This is a genomic window from Xenorhabdus bovienii SS-2004 (assembly GCF_000027225.1).
Lineage (GTDB): Bacteria > Pseudomonadota > Gammaproteobacteria > Enterobacterales > Enterobacteriaceae > Xenorhabdus > Xenorhabdus bovienii_C.
The window spans coordinates 590,432-613,087 of record NC_013892.1 but is presented as its reverse complement, the minus strand read 5'-3'; the positions used below and the strand labels follow the sequence as shown (position 1 = coordinate 613,087).

Below are 22,656 nucleotides of genomic sequence, written 5' to 3'. Positions count from 1 at the left end.
TCAGAGCCCAAATCCAGAAGAAATTAACAGTACCAATCCCGCGAACACAGGAACTGCTGCTGTCAGGCTATCTACCCTGTCCATGACCCCACCATGCCCGGGGATCAGCAGGCTGCTGTCTTTGATGCCTGATTCTCTTTTGAACATACTCTCAGTCAAGTCACCGAAGACAGAGGCAATCACAACCACAGCAGAAATCAATAATAAGTTTTCAGGCATTACCGGTACTGGCGCAAACTTACCGAACAACCACGAAATAAGCGCAGCAGTCAATACTCCTCCGACCAAACCTTCAAGTGTTTTACCCGGAGACACTCTCGGTGCCATTTTGTGCTTACCCAGTGTCCGGCCAAAAACATAGGCACCGGAATCGGCTCCCCATACCAGCAGCATCGCATACAATAGCCACCATGCACCATGATAGGTGTTGTTTTCATATCCCTGAGTTCGGAGCACCATCATTCCGCAATAAAATGGCACGATAGTCAGAACGCCAAACAACAGGCGTAGTGCAGTTGATGACTTCCAGATTGAGGCAGAAGCAGGATAAGTGGTGACCAACAGGATAGCCGCAGCCCACCAAATCATACCAGCCCACAACAGATATACAATCTGTGGTTTTTCAATGAGGTGGGAAAAATCTGACAAAGAGTACTGTAAGGCCAGCAGCCCTACGGCAAATAACACGGCCAGCGTAATACGTTTGGCTTGTGTGAAAAGGCCGGCAAATTGCCCCCATTCCCATGCGGCAAGTACTGAGACTGTAATAACAACCAATCCAAACCCGGATGGAGGAAGTAAAAACAGTGCTGCAATAACAATTGGAATTAATATCAACGTAGTTAAAAGACGGTACTTCAGCAAGTTTTCCTCCTATGATCCCACTTCGGCATCGTCTGGTATTGTTCCGCCGAATCGGCGTTCTCGTTTAACAAAGGCATTAATGGCACCTTCAAAAACAGTTTCATCGAAATCAGGCCAAAGTATATCGGTAAAATACAATTCTGCATAAGCTATCTGCCATAACAGAAAATTACTGATACGGTGTTCGCCGCCCGTCCTGATCACCAGATCAACTTCGGGTTGCTCACTCAAATTGATGACGCTGCCCACTGTGGCTTCAGTAATTTCCTCGGGCTCCAGCTCATTTGCCCTGATTTTTTCAGCGATTTGCTTAACGCCCTGAACCAAATCCCAACGCCCGCCATAATTGGCGGCAATATTAAGCTGCAATCCGGTATTGCCCGCCGTCAATTCAACTGAACGGCGAATACGTTCCTGCAACCGTGAGCTAAACCGACTGATATCACCAATAACAGACAATTTCACATTGTGCTTATGCAAGCTCTTCACTTCATTATCAAGAGCAAAAACAAACAATTCCATTAATGAACTGACTTCCTGCTGTGGGCGATTCCAGTTCTCACTGCTAAAAGCATATAATGTCAGTGATTCAATATTGTGTTTAACCGAAAAACTCACGGCAACCCGCACAGCTTTAACACCGGCGCGATGGCCAAAAACCCTTAACTTCCCACGTTGTTTTGCCCAGCGGCCATTGCCATCCATAATAATGGCAACATGTCTGGGTAACGTTAGCAATGAGTTACAGTCACTGGAAGATATCACTCAAAATGATCCTTAAATAACTAAGCTGGTTCTTCTATGGGTTCAAATACTTCCAAACATGAAAAAGCCGTGTCAACACTTACCACGGCTATTTCTGGGGCATGGCCCGAATGAAAGCCTCTATCTTTGGCACACACTCAGAAAACGTGTGACAAATATTGAACTGGCTATTATAACAACTATTATTTACCCGCGAACTATACCATTTGCCAAAACGCAAACAAATATATACTTATTAGCAAAATTCGCTATTTGGAGCAGGCCTTAATCGTTTCTTTTGCTAATTCTCTAGCGACTTTATCGATTTCTAAGACCTCTTCGATGCTTTCAGGTTCAGGTAAATTTAATTTTTCGACGACCAACCGATTAATCATCGCGATATCAGTGAAGCGGATCCCATCTTTCAAGAAAGCACTGACCGTTTCTTCATTGGCGGCATTCAACGCGGTTGTTGCCGCCTGACCTTCATGGCAAGCATCAATGGCCAGTTTCAGACAAGGATAACGCCGATAATCCAACGCTTCAAAAGTGAGTGTGCTCAGTTCAGTAAAATCCAGAGGTTTTACGCCAGAAACGATACGATTGGGATAAGCCATTGCATAAGCTATTGGGGTACACATATCCTGCGTTCCTAACTGAGCAATGATGCTGCCATCCTGATAACGAACCATCGAATGGATTACTGATTGAGGATGGAGCAGCACTTCAATTTCATCAGCAGAGGCATTGAACAGGTAACGAGCTTCGATATATTCCAGCCCTTTGTTCATCATGGTTGCGGAATCAACAGAAATTTTGCGTCCCATAGACCAGACGGGGTGAGCACAGGCTTCATCAGGTGTGACATCAAGCAATGTCTCCAGAGGGGTTCTGCGGAACGGCCCACCTGATCCCGTCAGGATAATACTGGAGATACCATGTTGTTTTAAGCTTGCATTTCCAAGATTGTGCTGAACAGATTCAGGCAAGCTCTGGAAGATGGCATTATGTTCACTATCAATGGGCAACAGTTGCGCTTGATATTGATTCACCGCCTGCATGAACAAACGCCCACTGGTAATGAGTGCTTCTTTGTTGGCCAACAAGACTTGCTTACCTTTGCGGATAGCCGCCAGCGTCGGCAATAACCCGGCAACACCGACAATCGCGGACATGACTTGATCAACATCATCCAACGCAGCTAAATCACAAATGGCTTCCCTACCGGATAACACTTCTGTCTGGCTTCCCTGCTCCTGTAATAACTGCCGTAATACCGTTGCTGAGTGCGCATCCGCCATTGCCGCATATTGAGGACGAAACTCCAGACACTGCTGTGCCATGATTTCAATATTTTTCCCAGCGACGAGTGCCACAACTTGGAATTTATCCAGGTTATTTCTGACAACAGAAAGGGTACTTTTCCCAATCGAGCCCGTTGAGCCAAGGATAGTTAAGCGTTTCATTTTAATACTCTGAGTATTCTACTGACATAAAATGTCAATAGTTTGAGCCGTCTCGATCGGTATGTCCATCGCCTGAGAAAGAAATGTGATGCAAAGAATAACGCCGCAAGGACTGCGGCGTTATATTCGTGAAATGGCAATTAGAAATCCATCAATTCAGTTTCTTTACTTGCCAATGCTTCATCAATTTTCTTGATGAAGCTGTCAGTCAATTTCTGAATTTCGTCTTGTGAACGGCGTTCTTCATCTTCACTGATTTCTTTGTCTTTCAGCAGTGCCTTAACCTTATCATTGGCGTCACGACGGATATTACGCACGGACACACGGCCTTGTTCTGCATCGCCACGCACAACTTTGATCAGATCTTTACGACGCTCTTCTGTCAGTGCTGGCAGTGGAACACGGATAATGGTTCCAGCAGAAGATGGGTTCAGACCCAGATCGGAAGCCATAATCGCTTTTTCGATAGCCGGCGTCATAGAACGATCAAAAACCGTTATCGCTAAAGTACGTGCATCTTCAGCAACGACGCTGGCAATCTGACGTAATGGAGTCGCAGAGCCGTAATAATCGACGCTGATGCCATCCAACAGGCTGGGAGAAGCACGGCCAGTACGAATCTTGCTGATTTGGTTTTTCAGTGCTTCGACGCTTTTTTCCATGCGGTCTTGTGCGTCTTTCTTGATTTCATTAATCACGTTACAAACCCTTGGGATCTGGTTATTTTGTAGCCCACGAATATCAACATAAGATATCATGGCCCTGTATCATTAAGTTTGGCGCATTAGTACGCTGATCATACCGTCAAATTTCATCGGTGTCTCTGAGCATTATCCGTGAGAAATCAACGTACCTTCACTTTCCCCCATCACAACACGACGAAGTGCGCCTGGCTTGTTCATATTGAAGACACGAATTGGGATACTATGGTCACGAGCCAGAGTAAAGGCGGCGAGATCCATGACTTTCAGTTCACGCTCCAGTACTTCCTGATAAGTGAGCTTACTGTAAAGAACAGCTTCAGTATCTTTAGCAGGATCACTAGAATAGACCCCATCAACTTTGGTTGCTTTTAACACAACATCCGCTTCAATTTCAATGCCGCGCAAGCATGCTGCGGAATCTGTCGTAAAGAATGGGTTGCCAGTACCTGCAGAGAAAATAACAACACGACCGTGACGCAGTAAGCTGATAGCTTCAGCCCAGCTATAATTGTCACACACTCCATTCAGTGGAATGGCAGACATCAAACGAGCGTTCACATAGGCGCGGTGTAAGGCATCGCGCATTGCCAGGCCATTCATTACGGTTGCCAACATGCCCATGTGATCGCCGACTACACGGTTCATTCCTGCTTCGGCCAGACCGGCTCCGCGAAACAGGTTACCTCCGCCAATAACGACACCGACCTGAATACCCAGCTCAACCAGTTCTTTGACTTCCTGAGCCATGCGGTCTAAAACGCTGGCATCGATACCAAAACCTTCTGCGCCTTGCAGGGCTTCTCCACTGAGCTTAAGCAGGATTCTCTGATATACGGGTTTTGCATTGGTTGCCATGGTGTTCAGTCCTAAGCAGATAAGGATATTGGGGATTTATTACAATTACACATCCATGCTATGCAGCCCAGATGTAAAAATTCATCATGAGATAAAACGGAACCGCCAATCGGCGGTTCCGTTCAAAACATTAAGACTGCTTGCTCATTGCAGCAACTTCCGCTGCGAAATCAGCTTCAACTTTCTCAATGCCTTCACCGACTTCAAAACGGATGAAGTTGATAACTTTAGCATTATTTTCTTTCATCAGGTCACCAACCGTTTTGCTTGGATCCATCACAAAGTTTTGACCCGTCAGAGAGATTTCGCCAGTGAATTTGTTCATGCGGCCAGAAACCATTTTCTCTGCGATTTCACGCGGTTTGCCTGATTGCATTGCGATATCCATCTGGATCTGGTGTTCACGCGCAACGACATCAGCAGGAACGTCAGTTGGGTTCACGTATTCTGGCTTGCTTGCAGCAACGTGCATTGCAACGTGCTTGATCAGTTCTTCGCTTGCGCCTTCAGCGGAAACCAGAACACCGATGCGAGCACCGTGCAGGTAAGAACCTACTGCGTCACCTTCCAGAATAGTAACGCGACGGATATTGATGTTTTCACCGATTTTCGCTACCAGGTTAGCACGCTGTTCTTCGAACTGAGCTTTCAGTGCATCGATATCAGCATTTTTGTCCGCCATAACGGCAGCAATCACTTCTTTACCAAACGCCAGGAAGCCAGAGTCTTTAGCAACGAAGTCAGTTTCACAGTTCAGTTCAACAATACCCGCATATTTAGCGTCAGCTGCAACTTCAACCAGAATAACACCTTCAGCCGCAACACGGCCTGCTTTCTTAGCGGCTTTTGCCTGACCTGATTTACGCATGTTATCGATAGCCAGCTCGATATCACCATTTGCTTCAACCAGTGCTTTTTTACATTCCATCATGCCTGCGCCAGTACGCTCACGCAGTTCTTTTACCAGAGCAGCGGTAATGTCAGCCATTTGTTTTATTCCTCGATGTGTCTCGCGGGAAGATAATATTCCGCGTGGATAGTTCTATATCAGATATGTAAAGGGGGCCGTGACAGGCCCCCTAACCAATATATTTCAATACCTGGTCAATAAGGGCTCAAGAATGAGCATGCCTTATTATTCAGCGTCTACAAGACCTTCTTCAGCTTGAACAGCCAGATCTTGTGAACGACCGTCACGAACAGCAGTAGCCACAGCGCCCAAGTACAGTTTTACTGCACGGATTGCGTCGTCGTTACCAGGGATGATGAAATCAACGCCGTCTGGATCAGAGTTAGTATCAACGATAGCGAATACTGGGATACCCAGGTTATTTGCTTCTTTGATAGCAATGTGTTCATGTTCAGCATCGATAACAAACAGAGCATCAGGCAGGCCGCCCATGTCTTTGATACCGCCCAGACTGTTTTCCAGTTTGCCAAGCTCACGAGTACGCATCAGCGCTTCTTTCTTGGTCAGCTTGTCAAAAGTACCGTCCTGAGACTGAACTTCCAGATCTTTCAGACGCTTGATTGACTGACGCACAGTTTTCCAGTTAGTCAGCATACCACCTAACCAACGGTGGTTAACAAAGTATTGGTCACAGCCCAGTGCTTCTTCTTTGATTGCTTCGCAGGCCGCACGCTTGGTGCCAACAAACAGAATTTTGCCTTTACGGGAAGCAATTTTGTTCAGCTCTGCCAATGCACTATTGAACATTGGAACAGTTTTTTCCAGGTTGATGATATGAACTTTGTTACGAGCGCCAAAGATGAAAGGTTTCATTTTTGGGTTCCAGTAACGAGTCTGGTGACCGAAGTGAACGCCCGCTTGCAGCATATCGCGCATGGAAACAGTTGCCATTTTAAACCTCTATAAAGTTAATTGGGGTTATGCCTCCACAGATCCCATAACACCGACTCTTTGACTGCGAAGCTATTCATAGAAGAGCGAACCACATGAGAGCACCCCGGTGTATGTGTCGATCCGTGTGTGTTATTTACACAAATGAGTTAATTTAGCATCTCTGAAAAACCGAATCTGGCAGAAACAATTATGCAGAATGCCGGCGCGCTTTATACCACAAACAGCCCCCAAATTCCAACATTTGTTACCGCTTTCTGGTAGGCAGATCTATCAACGGTTATTGGCAGATATTCTGTGGACTGATACCATAACTACCAGCATTTTTCCTTAGTTAACATCAAGCAGTCGGGTAAAGTTCCGACTTGAATGGACCGATTTCATGGCTATTTCTATCAAAACAGATGAAGACATCCAGAAAATGCGCGTTGCCGGACGTCTGGCAGCCGAAGTTCTGGAAATGATCGAACCTTACGTTAAGGTTGGTGTGACCACTGGTGAGCTTGATCGTATTTGCCACGATCATATTACCAATAAACAGCAGGCAATTTCTGCCTGTCTTGGCTATCACGGTTTCCCGAAATCCGTATGCATCTCCGTCAATGATGTGATTTGTCACGGTATTCCCAGCGATGACAAGGTGCTGAAAGAAGGCGATATCGTCAACATTGATGTCACTGTCATCAAAGAGGAATTTCACGGCGATACCTCCAAAATGTTCATTGTCGGCAAATCGACTATTCAGGGTGAGCGTCTGTGCCGCGTTACCCAGGAAAGCCTGTACCTTGCGCTGAAAATGGTAAAACCCGGCATCCGCCTGCGCAGCCTTGGCAAAGCGATCCAGCAATATGTGGAAGGGCAGGATTACTCTGTCGTCCGCGAATACTGCGGTCATGGTATCGGCAGGGTCTTCCACGAAGAACCCCACGTACTCCATTATGACGCTGATGATGGCGGCGTTGTATTGCAGAAAGGGATGGCGTTCACGATTGAACCGATGGTCAATACCGGCGATTCCCGTATCCGCACCATGAAAGATGGCTGGACAGTCAAAACCAAAGATCACGGCTGGTCTGCTCAGTATGAGCACACCATCGTAGTCACCGAAAATGGCTGTGAAATCATGACATTGCGCAAAGAAGAAGAACCTCATATCTCAGCGGTGCTGATTAACGAATAATTTCCGGCTGGCGCGATTTTGCAATCATTGGCAGAAATCACGTAGATAAGACGGCGTTGATAAACGAAGCCCTTGTACATAAACTGTCCCCAAGGGCTTCATTATCTGCCAATAACGTCTGTTCATCTCACGTTTTTCTCATCATAGGTTTCTGCATATGTCAGTTGATATCACCTTTGCACACGCGCCCATTCCTCCCCTGTCTCCTGTGGAATTTTCCCTCGATGATCTTCAGTGCCCAGTATTGAAACAGCATGTTGATGAATTTCAATTGTGGCTCCAGCAGGCATTCAAGGCAGGGATCTCACCAGAAGCACTGATTTCAGCCCGCAGTGATTATATTGATCGTCTCCTGACGCGACTATGGCAGGCTCACGGTTTCGATCAGAACACTTCACTTTCCCTGATTGCAGTAGGTGGTTATGGCCGACGCGAATTGCATCCTCTCTCCGATATTGATTTATTGATTCTCAGCGAAAGCCAACTGACTGAAGATCAAGCCCACAATATCGGGCAATTCATAACCCTGCTCTGGGATATCCGTCTGGAAGTGGGCCATAGTGTCAGAACCTTTGAAGAGTGCCTGCATGAAGGGTTATCGGATTTAACCGTTGCCACAAATCTGATTGAATCACGTTTGATCTGCGGTGATCTTCCTTTGTTCCTGCGGTTACAAAAGCACATTTTCAGCGATGATTTTTGGCCTTCCTCAACGTTCTTCGCAGCAAAACTCCGCGAACAGTGGGAACGCCATCAGCGTTACCATAGCACCAGTTATAATCTAGAGCCGGATATCAAAAGCAGCCCCGGCGGGCTACGGGATATTCATACCCTGCTTTGGGTTGCTCGCCGCCATTTTGGGGCAGCCTCACTGGATGAAATGGTGGATTTCGGCTTCCTGACCCGTGAGGAGCGCAATGAATTAAATGAATGCCAGAATTTTCTCTGGCGCATCCGTTTTGCCCTCCACTTAGTCGTCACGCGCTATGACAACCGGCTACTGTTTGAACGTCAGTTCAATGTTGCCCAATTGCTCGGTTATGAAGGAGAACGCAATCAACCTGTCGAAAGGATGATGAAAAATTTCTACCGCGTGACCCGCCGTGTCAGTGAATTGAATGACATGCTACTTCAACTCTTTGATGAAGCGATTCTGACATTACAGCCCGATGAAAAACCACGTCCCTTGAACGAAGCGTTTCAGTTGCGGGGGGATCTTATCGACTTAAGCGATGAAACCCTGTTTATCCAAGATCCAACCTCAATTTTAAAAATGTTTTATCACATGGCTGAACATCGGGAAATTAAGGGGATCTATTCCACGACATTACGCCAGCTTCGCTACGCCCGTAGAAACCTCAAACATCCTTTGTGTGAGTTGCCCGAAGCACGAAAACTTTTCATGGATATCCTGCGCCATCCTCGTGCCGTTAAAAACGCACTGATCCCGATGCACCGCCATAGCGTTCTAGGTGCTTATATGCCGCTCTGGAGCAATATTGTCGGACAGATGCAATTTGACCTTTTCCACGCTTATACCGTTGATGAGCACACCCTTCGGGTACTGCAAAAACTCGAAAGTTTTGCTGATGAAAACAACCGTGTGATCCATCCCTTATGTGTCGAACTGTATCCCCGCATTCCTCAGCCGGAACTTTTACGGCTGGCCGCCTTTTTTCATGATATCGCCAAGGGGCGTAATGGCGATCATTCTGAACTGGGTGCCAAAGATGCGTTTACCTTTGCACGCCAACATGGCCTGACTACCCGTGAAGCCGAATTAGTAGAATGGCTGGTTCGCGACCATTTGCTGATGTCAGTCACTGCACAGCGGCGGGATATTCAAGATCCTGACGTCATCCAACAATTTGCCGGCCAGGTCAAAAATAAAAACCGACTGAATTACCTGCTCTGCCTTACCGTCGCAGATATCTGCGCCACCAACTCTAAATTGTGGAACAGTTGGAAGCAGAGCCTGATCCGCGAACTCTATTTCGCCACTGAAACCCAGTTGCGCCAAGGTATACAGAATACACCTGACTTGCGTGAACGTGTCCGCCATAATCGTTTGCAGGCATTGGCGCTACTGCGACAAGAAAGAGCTGACGAAGAGCAATTACACAATATCTGGAGCCGCTGTCATGCGGATTATTTCCTGCGCCATACGCCGGATCAACTGGCCTGGCATGCCGGCCATTTGATCCAACATCAATCTGCAGAGCCCATGGTGTTAATCAGCACCGCATTTTCCCATGGTGGAACCGAAATTTTTATCTGGTGTCAGGACAGACCTTCGCTTTTCGCGGCTGTAGTCGGAGAGTTGGACAGACGCAACCTCAGTGTCCACGATGCTCAAATCTTTACCAATCGCGATGAAATGGCGATGGATACCTTCATTGTACTGGAGCCCAATGGTCATCCGCTGGCGCTCGATCGTCATGAACCTATCCGCCGGGCATTATTGAAAGTCGTGAATGATCCGCATCCGAAAGCGCCCAAAGCGCGTAATCTGCCCGCTAAATTGCGTCATTTTGATGTGCCGACCAAAGTGAGTTTTTTACCAACACAAAATGCCCGCCGTTCTTATATGGAATTAGTTGCACTGGATCAACCCGGTCTGCTGGCACGCGTAGGCAATATTTTCGCCGAACTGGGCGTTTCCCTGCATGGCGCGCGGATTACCACCATTGGAGAACGCGTTGAAGACTTTTTTATACTGGCAGATAAAGACCATCAGGAGCTGGATAACAAAATCAAGGGAGAATTATCAGAAAGGTTGACAGAAGCCCTTAACACCAAGGATAAAGTATAACAATATTCTCAATTTGACTGACAATTAGGAACACCATACTGATGCAGCAATTACAATCCATTATCGACAATGCGTTTGAAAACCGCACTAACATTACCCCCGGCACTGTTGATGAAGCAACCCGTAGCGCCGTCAATCAGGTGATTCAGATGCTGGACAGCGGCAAATTACGTGTCGCTGAAAAAATCGCAGGGCAATGGGTAACACATCAATGGCTAAAAAAGGCCGTATTACTCTCTTTCCGCATTAATGACAATCAGGTCATCGAAGGGGCTGAAAGCCGCTATTTCGACAAAGTTCCGATGAAATTCGCTGATTATGATCAAGCTCGTTTCGAAAAAGAAGGTTTTCGTGTCGTTCCCCCTGCCGCAGTTCGCCAAGGGGCATATATTGCCCGCAACAGTGTACTGATGCCATCTTACGTCAACATCGGTGCTTATGTGGATGAAGGCACGATGGTGGATACTTGGGCTACAGTGGGTTCCTGTGCACAGATCGGCAAAAACGTTCACTTGTCTGGCGGTGTTGGCATCGGTGGCGTTCTGGAACCCTTGCAAGCCAATCCGACTATCATTGAAGACAACTGCTTTATCGGCGCACGTTCTGAAATTGTAGAAGGCGTTATCGTAGAAGAAGGTGCCGTGATCTCTATGGGAGTTTATATTGGTCAGAGCACCAAGATTTATGATCGTGAAACAGGCGAAATCCATTACGGCCGGGTTCCTGCCGGTTCTGTTGTGGTATCAGGTAATCTTCCTTCCAAAGATGGTAGTTACAGCTTGTATTGCGCGGTTATCGTGAAAAAGGTCGATGCCAAAACACGTGGTAAAGTTGGCCTTAATGAGCTGCTCAGAAACATAGACTAAATTTTAAAATAGCGGATAATAAATCCGCTATTTTTTTAATATCTCTATTTTTTAGCACTCAATTAGGTGAGGCGCTCTATGTACGATAACTTGAAAAGTTTGGGGATCACCCATCCTGAAGATATTGATCGCTATAGCCTCCGTCAGGAAGCGAATAACGATATTCTGAAGATTTATTTCCGTAAGGATAAAGGCGAATTTTTTGCCAAAAGTGTTAAATTCAAATATCCACGCCAACTCAAAACTATCTCTGACGACAATTCAGCGCAAGGTTACAAAGAAGTCAAAGAGATTAACACTAACCTGCGTTATGTAATTGAAGAACTGGATCAAATTTGCAGGCATGACCAAGTGGAAGTGGATTTGAAACACAAGATCCTCGACGATCTCCGCCACCTTGAGCATGTTGTTGCCAATAAGATTGCAGAAATTGAAGCGGATTTAGAAAAACTGACTCGCAAGTAATCACGCCAGCTGTGTCATTACACCGCTTATCCTTCCCTGCATAAGCGGTGTGGCATTTATTCTGTCAGTAAAGCGCCCCACTCCTCAACCCAGTTCTGGGCAAAGACTTCTGGTTCAACCACGTCAATACCATCAATCAGCAGAACTTCGCCCACACGCTTTGCTCCCTGTTCCTGTAACAGTTTATCAAATGTGCGGCCACCGCCACAAAAGAAGTCATAGCTACTGTCACCAAGAGCGATAACGCCATAACGTAAATCGGGCTGATGGCCCAACTTATCATTCATATCTGAATAAAGTGGCTGGATATTATCGGGTAAATTGCCCTGTCCGGTTGTCGATGTGACGACCAGAACAACCTGTTGCTGGTACTCTTGCCACTGCGTCAAGGTCGCATCTTCAAAAACCTCAACGTCATGCCCCTGCTGCTGAAGGATTTGCTGCGCCTCTTCCGCAACTGCCAGCGCATTGCCATAAACTGTACCAACGAAAACACCAATCTTTGCCATAAATATTGATCTCTTTAGCCTATTTGTACTGCGTTCATTCATGAGTGGTTGGACATTCTAACTCAGGTACAATACCCTGCCAGCCAAATTGCTCCAGCAAATGCTGCCACGAAGCTTCCCATCTGGCAGTCAGAAGCAGATCTTCTCCTGTCACCGGATGCGCCAATTGGAGTTGACTGGCGTGCAGCATTAACCTGCCAGTCTGATAATACTTAACAACTCCTCGGTTTTGTCGCAAATCGCCATGTGTGGTATCCCCAATGATGGGATGCCGGAGATGCGACATATGCCGTCGTAATTGATGCTTACGCCCGGTTTTTGGCATCAGTTCCAGCAGGCTGAACCGTGATGTTGGGTAACGCCCTATTTCTACCGGACATTCAACTTTTGCCAATGAACGATAGTGGGTGATTGCTGATTGTGCTTCCCTGTCAGTATCAGCGAATTTATCAGCAATTTTGTCCAGCTCTTCCATTAGTGCATAGTCGATAATACCATCACCTTCAACATAACCGCGTACAATGGCGTGATATGTTTTTTGTATATGGTGACATTCAAATTGTTGGGAAAGCGTTCTTGCCACCTCACTTGACAGCGCCATCAGCAAAACGCCGGATGTCGGTTTATCCAGTCGATGGACGGGGAAAACATGTTGCCCGATTTGATCACGCAGCGTCTGCATGACAAAAACCGTTTCATGGCGGGCAAGCCAGCTGCGATGCACTAACCAACCCGCAGGTTTATTGACCGCAACAATATGATCGTCCTGATAAATGATATCCAGCATATCAAATATCCTGTGTAAACAGGCTGTCCAATTCCCGAAGATGTTCAAGCAGCGGCAGATAACGTTCTGCTTCTTCCTTATAGACTTCTTCGAAATAAGGTGTGATATCAAATGCCGTCGGAAGGTTGGCGTTTTGTTCTATCATGGCTCGCATTCTTGGAATTAAAACCCACTGAAGCCACTCTTCTGCGGACATCGTATCTAGCGAAAAGGGCTCGGTACTTTCAAAAGCTTCCGGCTTGGGAGGGTGACTCCGCCACAGGCCAGCCGCTTTCATGTCAGCTTCAATTAGCTGTAATTTAAGTAGAATTTGTTGTTCGATATTCATGATATTTCGTCTGATACTTGGCTATTGATCAGATGACAGAAGCTGCCACCACATCATTGGAGGGCAATAAGAATATCACTGATATGATTTCAGCGGAAAACTTGCGGCAAGATAAAATGAAACAAAAAGAGGGGAGATAAAATCTCCCCTCTTACTGATTGTCATAGCAATCCGGCTAAATTGGTCGCTCCCTGCTCATTCCCTGACAAAATACGTCCCTGTCAGTTATTCCTTACAAAATCATTATATTGATAGTATTGGCGTTCCTGCCTATACCTCATCATCCTTGAACCCACTTCCTGTTGGTATCTTCCCTGGTTATTTTTTTACTGTGGTTCCTAACAGAACAGTGAAAGGATCTATTATTCAGAGAGTTGAAACAAGCCACCTGAATTGGCTCAGTAAGTGACTTTACAAAATGGAGATCGTGATCATCATTTTCATGCTATTGATATAAAATAAAAATAATATTAGCAAATGATATTCACTCCATGATTAATAGAGATATCTTACGATCCATGTGAGACATCTCTCACAAAAAAACAAACTGATGTCTGCACCTATAGCGATGTGGCTGGCTTGATAACCGACAGAAAACTCGCCAAATCGGCAGATAAGATCGTTCGCTCAGGTTTGCCAAACTGTTCAAGAACGACCTGCCCGGTCAGATTACACACAGATATCATGCCCATATCCGAATCAATCGTCGCAATAAATGCCGTCGGGGAAAGCTTAAGCCGTTTCTGTGTCACGAGGTGCCCAATCAGATTTTCCTGCAAACGGATAAAATCATCGTCACTCCATACCTGAATCAAACTGAGATTCTGCCCCTCAAAACTGGCGGTCATGTCACCAGCAAGCTGCGTAACATAATAATCATGAATCGAATCCTGTAAGCGAATATCCAGCGCGGTCTCCACTTTGCTGAGTTTTTCGTGAACAGAAAATAGCTTGGGCAACCAGTACACAACCCCGTCCCCTGTCCGCTCAATACACGAAGAAGGAACACCATAAAGATCACTACTGACTGGCGGCAGCCCAGTCTCTTCCTGCCACAATTCAACATAGCGTCGGGTAAAATCAGAAAGTGCTTCTGTCACATTGGAGATCATATGATTCTTTCATCCATCATTTTAAGTTCATCACATTATATCGCTTATTCCTATACAGTTTTCAGCAAAATAACAACCGGAAAATGATGCCATCATTCCATCAATTAGTTCAAATAAATAAAATATTAAAATGAAATCACTCCATTATCATAAAATTAAAGTATCACTTATCGATATAATTAAAAATAATATTTATAATACATCTTCAGATATATTCTTATTATTTTTATATTATTTAAATAAATATTCAATAAAAAACATGAATATTTGTTTGAATTGCTACCCTGATAAAATCACTAATAGAATAAACAAATTAAAGAATAGGAAAAGGTCTGAGTATCACATTATGACCCACATCATTGATGGAAAAAAACAAATCCATAATTCCATCGAAAATAAAAGACTCAGCCTCGCACAGAAGTCCTACGCTAACTCGGTAAGCACAGTGAATAATGTACAATAAAAATACGAACCTTTGAAATTCCTTGATACACTACAATCTATCTCAGTTGCCATCATTCATTTTGAGGAATTCTATGTCTTTGTATCAGGATAATCAGGCACTAGCCCAACTTACTCTGGGTAAGCCCACCCCTTACCGCGATCACTACGATCCTACTTTACTGCAAGCGGTTCCACGCAGTATGAACCGTGAACCACTTGGGCTGTTTCCTGATAATCTACCGTTTCACGGTGCTGATATCTGGACGCTGTACGAGCTTTCCTGGCTCAACACACGCGGTGTCCCTCAAGTTGCCATCGGCCATGTCAGCCTGAATGCGGCCAGTGTGAGCCTCATTGAATCAAAAAGTTTTAAGCTTTACCTGAATAGTTTCAATCAAACCCGCTTTGCGGATTGGGATACCGTGCAAAAAACACTGCAACAGGATTTATCCGTCTGCGCAAACGGTGAGGTGAATGTTGTTTTACATCCCCTGCACGATTTCAGCCAGCAGCCAATCGCCGAGTTTGAAGGAAAATGTATCGATAATCAGGACATTGAAATTGATGATTATCAATTCAGTCGCGATTATCTTAACGGTGCAGCAACAGGATCGGTCGTTGACGAAATATTGGTCAGCCATTTACTAAAATCAAATTGCCTGATCACACATCAGCCCGATTGGGGTTCCGTACAGATCCGCTATAAAGGCCCCAAAATCGATCAGGAAAAATTATTACGCTATCTGGTTTCTTTCCGCCATCACAACGAATTTCATGAACAGTGTGTTGAGCGTATTTTCAATGACTTAATTGCATTATGCGCACCTGAAAAACTCACTGTTTATGCTCGCTATACCCGCCGGGGAGGGTTAGATATCAATCCGTGGCGCAGTAACGAAGCATTTATCCCAGAAACAGGAAGACTGGCTCGCCAGTAAATTGAGAAAACCCCACCAGGGGCATAAAGGAGTCGTTCTTGATTACACATGTCAGCCCGTTAGGGTCAATGGATTTACTCTCTCAACTTGAAGTCGATACACTCAAGCATACCGCAAGCAGTGATTTATACCGCCTGTTCCGTAACTGCTCACTGGCGGTACTCAACTCCGGCAGTCAAACAGATAACAGCAAAGAATTGCTGTCAAAACATGAAGATTTTGATATTAACGTCCTGCGTAGAGAACGGGGTGTCAAACTAGAACTCGTCAATCCACCAAAAGACGCTTTTGTTGATGGCAAAATCATTCGCTCTCTGCGAGCCAACCTGTTCGCGGTTCTGCGGGATATTCTGTTTGTTCATGCGCAGATTGACCATGCACAGAAAGTACACCATCTGAATATGGAAAATGGTATGCACATTACCAACACCATTTTTTCTATTCTGCGCAATGCCAAAGCGCTTCATCTCTCAGAAGATCCGAATATGATCGTCTGTTGGGGCGGCCACTCGATTAATGAAAAAGAGTATCTGTATGGGCGCAAAGTGGGTAACGAGTTGGGGCTGCGCGAACTGAATATCTGTACGGGCTGTGGGCCGGGTGCAATGGAAGCACCCATGAAAGGCGCTGCGGTCGGGCATGCTCAGCAACGTTACCAGAAAAGCCGCTTTATCGGCATTACAGAGCCTTCCATTATTGCCGCAGAACCCCCAAATCCGCTGGTCAATGAACTGATCATCATGCCGGATATCGAAAAACGGCTGGAGGCATTTGTCCGCATAGCTCACGGCATTATTATCTTCCCGGGAGGGGTGGGAACAGCAGAAGAGCTGCTCTATCTACTGGGTATTTTGATGAACCCTGATAATAAAGATCAAGTGCTGCCACTGATCTTGACCGGACCAAAAGAGAGTGCCGATTACTTCCATGTGCTCGATCAGTTTATCGTCAATACCTTGGGAGAACAGGCTCGGCAGTACTACCGCATCATTATGGATGATCCTTCAGAAGTCGCCCGAGTGATGAAAAAGACCATGCCGCAGGTTAAAGAACATCGCCGCTCTACCGGAGATGCCTATAGCTTTAACTGGTCACTGAAAATCAGCCATGATTTGCAGCATCCGTTCGAGCCATTCCATAGCAATATGGCTAACCTGAATTTGCATCCGAATCAGCCTTCCGAAAAACTGGCTTCTGCTCTGCGCTGTGCCTTTTCCGGCATTGTGGCGGGCAACGTGAAAGAAGCGGGTATTCATGCCATTGAAAAAGACGGGGCGTTTAAAATCCACGGTGATGTGGATATTATGCGCTGTATGGATGAGCTACTGAAAGATTTTGTCCGGCAGGATCGTATGAAACTGCCTGGAGGCACAGCTTATGAGCCGTGCTATGAAATCATCAAATAAGTCACGTCCTCATTAAAACCCAATGAGACTGAAGCCAAGGAATCAATCCACGGACGGAGCATAACGACCATGATACATCTTTTGATTGTAGACGCACTGAACTTGATCCGACGCATCCATGCGGTACAGGGAAGCCCTTGTGCTCCCGCCTGTGAACATGCGTTAAAGCAATTAATTACCCATTCTTCTCCGACTCACGCCGTTGCGGTATTCGATGAAGATGACCGTGGCCATAGCTGGCGCCACCAGCTTCTTCCCGATTACAAAGCCGGGCGTTCTGCCATGCCCGACGATTTACAGCAGGAAATGCCGCTGATTAAACAGGCATTCAACGCACTAGGCGTCGCTTGCTGGCATGCCGAAGGGCATGAAGCAGATGACTTGGCGGCAACACTGGCAACCAAAGTCACTTCTACAGGGCATCGCGTCACCATTGTTTCAACGGATAAAGGCTACTGCCAGCTACTTTCACCGACTATCCAAATCCGCGATTACTTCCAAAAACGCTGGCTGGATTTACCCTTTGTTGAGCGGGAGTTTGGTGTTTCCCCTGCCCAGCTCCCCGATTATTGGGGTCTGTCCGGGATCAGTAGCAGTAAAATTCCCGGTGTTCAGGGGATCGGTCCAAAAACAGCGGCCATTCTGCTGCAACAAGCTGGCTCGCTGGATAACCTTTTCCAATATCTGGAAGCCCAACCGGATAAATGGCGCAATAAATTGGCGACCCATAAAGAAATGGCGTACATCAGCCGTGAAGTAGCTTCACTGCGCACTGATTTATCACTCAATGGCAATTTACAGCAATTGCGGTTAGATCACAGGTAAGTAACCGTTGTACTTTGCACTATCTTCATTGAAGTCAAAATACTGCCGAAATTAAGTGGTTATGGCAGTATTTTGTTATTTAACCTCAGCTTCATTTAAAAATAGCGATATCATAATCCCGTAAATGCAAGCTCGGTTTTTTAGGTTAGAATGTATAAGCAATTAATCCAGCGACGATTTCCAATAAAAAAAACAAACCAAAAATATACAACACTTACACCCAAGTAATTGTTTTTAAATTATTTTATTTTTTTATCTATGTTAATTACTTTTAGCAATATCAAAAAATATTTCTTAGACTCTAATAATATTAGATATAGACTCTCAATTTTCGTTTACCATAATGCCATGATTAATTCCGAATATTCCTCATCAATTAATAGAAATATAGAATATGTTAGCTATTCTCTGGATTAAAATTAACTTGGCCGTTAAAAATAAAAATCTTATTCCCTGAATTTTATTATTATATTTATGACGGGATAATTTCTAATTGGTAATTAAATAACGTTGTTATTTATCATTACCAATATTAATTTTCATAGATTTTATAATTTCATTTATTGACTAAACATTAAACAAAAATATGAGGTTAAATTATTTATTTCTCCATTTAAATATCACTAATTTTAGATGAGTTCAAGGATAATTTAATTGAATATTCATCATTTATTATATGGGATTTTATAAAAATATAATTGTTATATTTTTCGCCATCTTATTTACAAGGAATTAACAATTTCAAATATTAGATATCTAAAAACAGTGACTTATTTTCATTTAATCACGTAATTGTATTTGCCATGCCATAATTTTCTCTTAGTGGATTATTAGTCCTTTTTTGCTTGCTGGATGGTAAATCAATTTACTTATTATTGAAGGGAGTTTCCCCTTTTTTCTTTCTTTTTCTGGAGATGACTTTTGACTTCTCTTGCTTATGTTGACGCCCTTTGTTCGCTTGATCATCCCTATCGTGCCGATAGCGATTGTGACCAACTATTTGACGCGGCTATGCGTGAATTGACACAGTATCATTGTGAAAACAGCCCCGGTTACTATCAATGGTTGAAAGCAAATGGTTTGGATGCTCAAAAATTAGAAAAATTACATGACTGGTCGCATTTACCACCTATTTTCGCCAATTATTTCAAACATCAGCTGCTGCTGAGTCACACCGGTATCGATGCGCTGGAATTGACCTCATCCGGGACAACCGGTCAAAAGAGCCGTATGCGGTACGATACCCGCAGCATACAGGCAGCCCAGAGAATGGTTGAACGTATTTTCGAATATTACGGCTGGAATACACCGCAACAGCCTTGTAACTACATACTGTTGAGCTATGAACCCGCCGGAGCGATTACGCTGGGAACCGCCTATACCGATCAATATCTGTGTCAGTACGCCCCCGTATCACAAGCTTGTTATGCACTGCGCCACAATGGGAAAAGCAATGAATTCGACCCATTTGGTGTGATCCGCGCCTTGCAGGAATTTGCCGCACAAGGGCTGCCAGTGCGTTTCTTAGGCTTCCCGGCCTTCCTCTGGTTCACGCTGGAACGGATGCGGGAAATGAATTTACCCCCACTACAGTTGCATCCCGAATCTTTGGTCTTTTTAGGTGGCGGCTGGAAAACCCACGCTGATAAAGCCATTTCAAGATCCGAGCTGTACCGGCGTTTGCATGAACAACTGGGCATTCCTGATGAACGCTGCCGGGATGGCTATGGTTCAGTTGAGCATCCGGTGCCTTATGTTGAGTGTCAAAATCACCATTTTCATGTGCCGTCCTATGCCCGTGCTTATGTCCGTGATACCGCCAGCATGGCGGTGCAACCCTATGGTAAACCGGGTTTTCTGCACCTGATATCACCTTATATCACTTCCAGTCCGGCACACAGTATCGTGGTGAGCGATTTAGCGGTATTGCATCCTGCCGCAGAGTGTGGATGTGGATTGGCTACCGATTGGTTTGAACTGCTGGGACGTGCCGGTATAAGTAAAAACCGTAGTTGTGCGATTGCCGCTTCTGAGTTGATTAAGGAATCCTGAAATGTATTTAGTTAATGGCGAGGTTATCTCTAACTTGGAACCGGCGGCCACATTAGCCGATCTTAAAAACCGTCTTGCCGACGCCTTGGCTTGTCCTCCGACTGTGCAAGAAGTGTTGGATTGTGCCGAGCGTTTTGCCAATAATCTCGATACGCTGGCAACGGATTTTGCACTGGATTCAGCCACAATCAGCACATTACGCCACTTTTGCCGTCGTGATGCACTGGAAGAAAAACTGCGCCATGAATTGGGAGAACAGCCGTTTTCCCTGCGCCGTTTCGATTATACCCAGCCACGCTTTGAGACTTGGCAACCTTTGGGGTTAGTGGTGCATATCACTCCTGCCAACGCGCCATTGCTGCCATTTATGGCTGTATTAGAAAGTCTGTTAGTTGGCAATATCAACTGGTTGCGCCCCAGTAGCAGTGATAATGGCCTCAATGCACGGATATTGGCTGAATTTCTGCGCCATGATCTCAGTGGCAAATTAGCGTCTTACGTCTCCGTAATGCCGCTACCGTCCGATCAATTGTCAGAATTACTTGCCTGCGCCGATGCCGTGTCTGCCTGGGGCAGTAATGCCGCATTGACGGCTATCCGCAGCCAGTTACGACCGGGTTGCCGCTGGATCGATTGGGGACATCGCATCAGTTTTGCCTATCTTGACCCAATGGTCGCCAGCAACGCTGACTACGATGCTCTGGCTGATGATGTTTGCCGTTTTGACCAACAAGCTTGTTCCAGCCCACAGTGTCTGTTGGTCGATAGTACCGACGAGAATGTTTTGCGCAAAGTGGCTGATGCCGTGGCTTCGGCACTGGAACGACGCGCACCGGAATGGCCAGCCTTACAGCCAGATATCCAAGAAGCGGCTGAAATCAGCAGTCAGATGGCATTTCTGCGCTTGGATCACACGTTTGCCGACGTTGCCGGTTCGGTAACTGAAGGCGCAGGATGGCGAGTCGCGTGGACTCAACGTCGGGAACTGGCGGCATCTCCACTGTACCGTACTCTGCAAATTCGTCCTGTACCACGCGCTCAGTTGATCAACGTATTGCTGCCGTGGCGCCCCTATTTACAGAGTTGTGGCTTAATCGCCGGAGAACACGAATTGCCGGCCTTGAGCCGTCAGTTGCTGGCGGCGGGTGTCAGCCGGATATGTCAGCCCGGCGCTATGCATGAGGGTTATGAAGGAGAACCTCATGATGGTGTTTATGCATTGACGCGACTTGCACGCAGGGTCTCAGTCAGTGTAAAAGCAGAACAACTGCCAAACCATGTCACACTGGATAAATTATCCGTCAGGCCGCCGGATCTGGCAGGGCTGCCAATCATGGGCAAAGCACAGTTTCAGCAGAGCGGCACAACACCGAAAGCACAAGTGTTTTTCCGCAGCGGCGGGAGTACAGGCGCGCCAAAATTAGCGGGATTCAGCCACAGAGATTATCACATCCAAATGCAGGCCGCGGCAGATGGCCTATTTTCCGCCGGTCTCGACCCGGCACAGGATCGCGTCATCAATCTCCTGTACGGCGGCAATTTGTATGGTGGCCTACTTAGCTTTTTCACTGTTCTGGATAAATTGTCCGTGCCGCATTACCCGATGGGTGGCCCGATAGACGACGATTTTAGCCAGATCCTGCAAGTTATTATCACGCAAGGCGTTAATACGTTGGTAGGAATGCCAAGCACGATATATCAGCTGTTTGAACGTGAAGAGGCCGCGTTACGCGCTTATGGTGGTGTGCGCAAAATTTTCGCTGGTGGCGAACATGTCAGTGAAGAACGGCGTCAATTCTTATCCAGTTTTGGCGTGCAGGTGATCCGCTCGGCAATTTATGGTTCTGTTGATGCGGGTCCATTGGGTCATGCCTGCACTTGTTGCAACGAGGGCGAATTCCATCTGTTATCTGATATTCAGTGGCTGGAGATATTAGATCTGGACAGTGAACAACCTGTTCAGTCAGGCGAAACAGGCCGACTGGTGTTTACCCCTCTGGCACGGGAAGGGCAGGTCGTTCAACGCTATGAAGTGGGCGATTTAGGCCACTGGTTGCCGGAAACTTGTACCTGCGGATTACCGACACCACGCTTTAGACTGAAAGGCCGGCATGGTGGGTTGATACGGGTAGGTTCTATTTTTGTGAATCCTACGGCATTGTCAGCCGATCTGGCGTTTCCGGTGCAATGGTTAGTCGGAAACCTCGATAAGGGTGGCGAATATATCCATGTGTTGGCTGATGGCGATATTAACCAAGTACGTCAACATCTACTACGACATGAAATGCTGAATCAGGTTGTCAGTAGTGAATTGTTGCAGTTGGAAATCACGTCTACACCAGCCGGACAGTTCCGCCGCCATTCCCAAAGTGGCAAAACGCCGTTAGTGCTGGATTATCGCGCCTGAAACAATATATCCAATAGATTCCAAAACGACT

The 22,656-nt window shown here is 46.0% G+C and carries 20 protein-coding genes; 9 read left to right on the top strand and 11 right to left on the bottom strand.

All coding sequences use genetic code 11. The features are described 5' to 3' along the window. From cdsA to rpsB, 7 genes are all read right to left on the bottom strand, one after another. Positions 1–864: a phosphatidate cytidylyltransferase gene (cdsA, locus tag XBJ1_RS02585; protein WP_012987193.1), complete on the bottom strand. Its 864-nt coding sequence runs from the start codon at positions 862–864 to the stop codon at positions 1–3. A gap of 9 nt (positions 865–873) precedes the next feature. Next, positions 874–1,569: a (2E,6E)-farnesyl-diphosphate-specific ditrans,polycis-undecaprenyl-diphosphate synthase gene (gene ispU / locus XBJ1_RS02580; protein ID WP_012987192.1), complete on the bottom strand. Its 696-nt coding sequence runs from the start codon at positions 1,567–1,569 to the stop codon at positions 874–876. Between the two features lie 308 nt (positions 1,570–1,877). Then, positions 1,878–3,074 (bottom strand): 1-deoxy-D-xylulose-5-phosphate reductoisomerase, encoded by a 1,197-nt coding sequence (gene ispC, locus XBJ1_RS02575; RefSeq protein ID WP_012987191.1) that lies wholly within the window; start codon positions 3,072–3,074, stop codon positions 1,878–1,880. A 140-nt stretch (positions 3,075–3,214) separates the two neighbouring features. Then, on the bottom strand, positions 3,215–3,772 hold the full coding sequence (frr, locus tag XBJ1_RS02570; RefSeq protein ID WP_038198323.1) for a ribosome recycling factor: 558 nt from the start codon (positions 3,770–3,772) through the stop codon (positions 3,215–3,217). Positions 3,773–3,904: 132 nt separating this feature from the next. Next, the gene (pyrH, locus tag XBJ1_RS02565; protein WP_012987189.1) at positions 3,905–4,633 is read right to left on the bottom strand and encodes a UMP kinase; all 729 of its coding nucleotides are present in this window, start codon (positions 4,631–4,633) and stop codon (positions 3,905–3,907) included. A 130-nt stretch (positions 4,634–4,763) separates the two neighbouring features. Further along, complete coding sequence (gene tsf, locus XBJ1_RS02560; protein ID WP_012987188.1) at positions 4,764–5,621, bottom strand: translation elongation factor Ts; 858 nt, start codon at positions 5,619–5,621, stop codon at positions 4,764–4,766. A gap of 147 nt (positions 5,622–5,768) precedes the next feature. After that, entirely contained in the window at positions 5,769–6,494 is a 726-nt protein-coding gene (gene rpsB, locus XBJ1_RS02555) for a 30S ribosomal protein S2 (RefSeq protein ID WP_012987187.1), read from the bottom strand. A 382-nt stretch (positions 6,495–6,876) separates the two neighbouring features. Between rpsB and map the strand changes: the two genes are divergently transcribed. The 4 genes from map (at position 6,877) to XBJ1_RS02535 (ending at position 11,817) form a co-directional block, all read left to right on the top strand. Then, entirely contained in the window at positions 6,877–7,674 is a 798-nt protein-coding gene (map, locus tag XBJ1_RS02550) for a type I methionyl aminopeptidase (protein WP_012987186.1), read from the top strand. 157 nt (positions 7,675–7,831) lie between these two features. Then, positions 7,832–10,486 carry a bifunctional uridylyltransferase/uridylyl-removing protein GlnD gene (gene glnD / locus XBJ1_RS02545; protein WP_012987185.1) on the top strand — a complete coding sequence of 885 codons (2,655 nt, stop codon included), beginning with the start codon at positions 7,832–7,834 and terminating at the stop codon, positions 10,484–10,486. Positions 10,487–10,527: 41 nt separating this feature from the next. Further along, on the top strand, positions 10,528–11,352 hold the full coding sequence (gene dapD, locus XBJ1_RS02540) for a 2,3,4,5-tetrahydropyridine-2,6-dicarboxylate N-succinyltransferase (RefSeq protein WP_012987184.1): 825 nt from the start codon (positions 10,528–10,530) through the stop codon (positions 11,350–11,352). A gap of 78 nt (positions 11,353–11,430) precedes the next feature. After that, complete coding sequence (locus XBJ1_RS02535) at positions 11,431–11,817, top strand: DUF3461 family protein (protein ID WP_012987183.1); 387 nt, start codon at positions 11,431–11,433, stop codon at positions 11,815–11,817. Between the two features lie 56 nt (positions 11,818–11,873). On the opposite strand, the gene XBJ1_RS02530 is transcribed toward XBJ1_RS02535, so the two are convergent. The 4 genes from XBJ1_RS02530 to syd form a co-directional block, all read right to left on the bottom strand. Further along, positions 11,874–12,326 (bottom strand): flavodoxin, encoded by a 453-nt coding sequence (locus XBJ1_RS02530; protein WP_012987182.1) that lies wholly within the window; start codon positions 12,324–12,326, stop codon positions 11,874–11,876. A gap of 34 nt (positions 12,327–12,360) precedes the next feature. Next, positions 12,361–13,113, bottom strand: coding sequence for a tRNA pseudouridine(65) synthase TruC (gene truC, locus XBJ1_RS02525; protein ID WP_012987181.1), 753 nt, complete (start codon positions 13,111–13,113; stop codon positions 12,361–12,363). 1 nt (position 13,114) lies between these two features. Next, the gene (locus XBJ1_RS02520) at positions 13,115–13,441 is read right to left on the bottom strand and encodes a YqcC family protein (protein WP_012987180.1); all 327 of its coding nucleotides are present in this window, start codon (positions 13,439–13,441) and stop codon (positions 13,115–13,117) included. 560 nt (positions 13,442–14,001) lie between these two features. Continuing rightward, positions 14,002–14,553 carry a SecY-interacting protein gene (gene syd / locus XBJ1_RS02515; protein WP_012987178.1) on the bottom strand — a complete coding sequence of 184 codons (552 nt, stop codon included), beginning with the start codon at positions 14,551–14,553 and terminating at the stop codon, positions 14,002–14,004. Between the two features lie 536 nt (positions 14,554–15,089). On the opposite strand from syd, the gene queF reads away from it, so the two are divergent. From queF to XBJ1_RS02490, 5 genes are all read left to right on the top strand, one after another. After that, complete coding sequence (queF, locus tag XBJ1_RS02510) at positions 15,090–15,935, top strand: NADPH-dependent 7-cyano-7-deazaguanine reductase QueF (protein ID WP_012987176.1); 846 nt, start codon at positions 15,090–15,092, stop codon at positions 15,933–15,935. A gap of 38 nt (positions 15,936–15,973) precedes the next feature. After that, on the top strand, positions 15,974–17,341 hold the full coding sequence (gene ppnN, locus XBJ1_RS02505) for a nucleotide 5'-monophosphate nucleosidase PpnN (protein ID WP_012987175.1): 1,368 nt from the start codon (positions 15,974–15,976) through the stop codon (positions 17,339–17,341). 69 nt (positions 17,342–17,410) lie between these two features. Continuing rightward, entirely contained in the window at positions 17,411–18,166 is a 756-nt protein-coding gene (gene xni, locus XBJ1_RS02500) for a flap endonuclease Xni (protein ID WP_012987174.1), read from the top strand. A 921-nt stretch (positions 18,167–19,087) separates the two neighbouring features. Then, positions 19,088–20,218 carry an acyl-protein synthase gene (locus XBJ1_RS02495; protein WP_012987173.1) on the top strand — a complete coding sequence of 377 codons (1,131 nt, stop codon included), beginning with the start codon at positions 19,088–19,090 and terminating at the stop codon, positions 20,216–20,218. Position 20,219: 1 nt separating this feature from the next. Further along, positions 20,220–22,625: an acyl-CoA reductase gene (locus XBJ1_RS02490; RefSeq protein WP_012987172.1), complete on the top strand. Its 2,406-nt coding sequence runs from the start codon at positions 20,220–20,222 to the stop codon at positions 22,623–22,625. Positions 22,626–22,656: the final 31 nt, after the last annotated feature.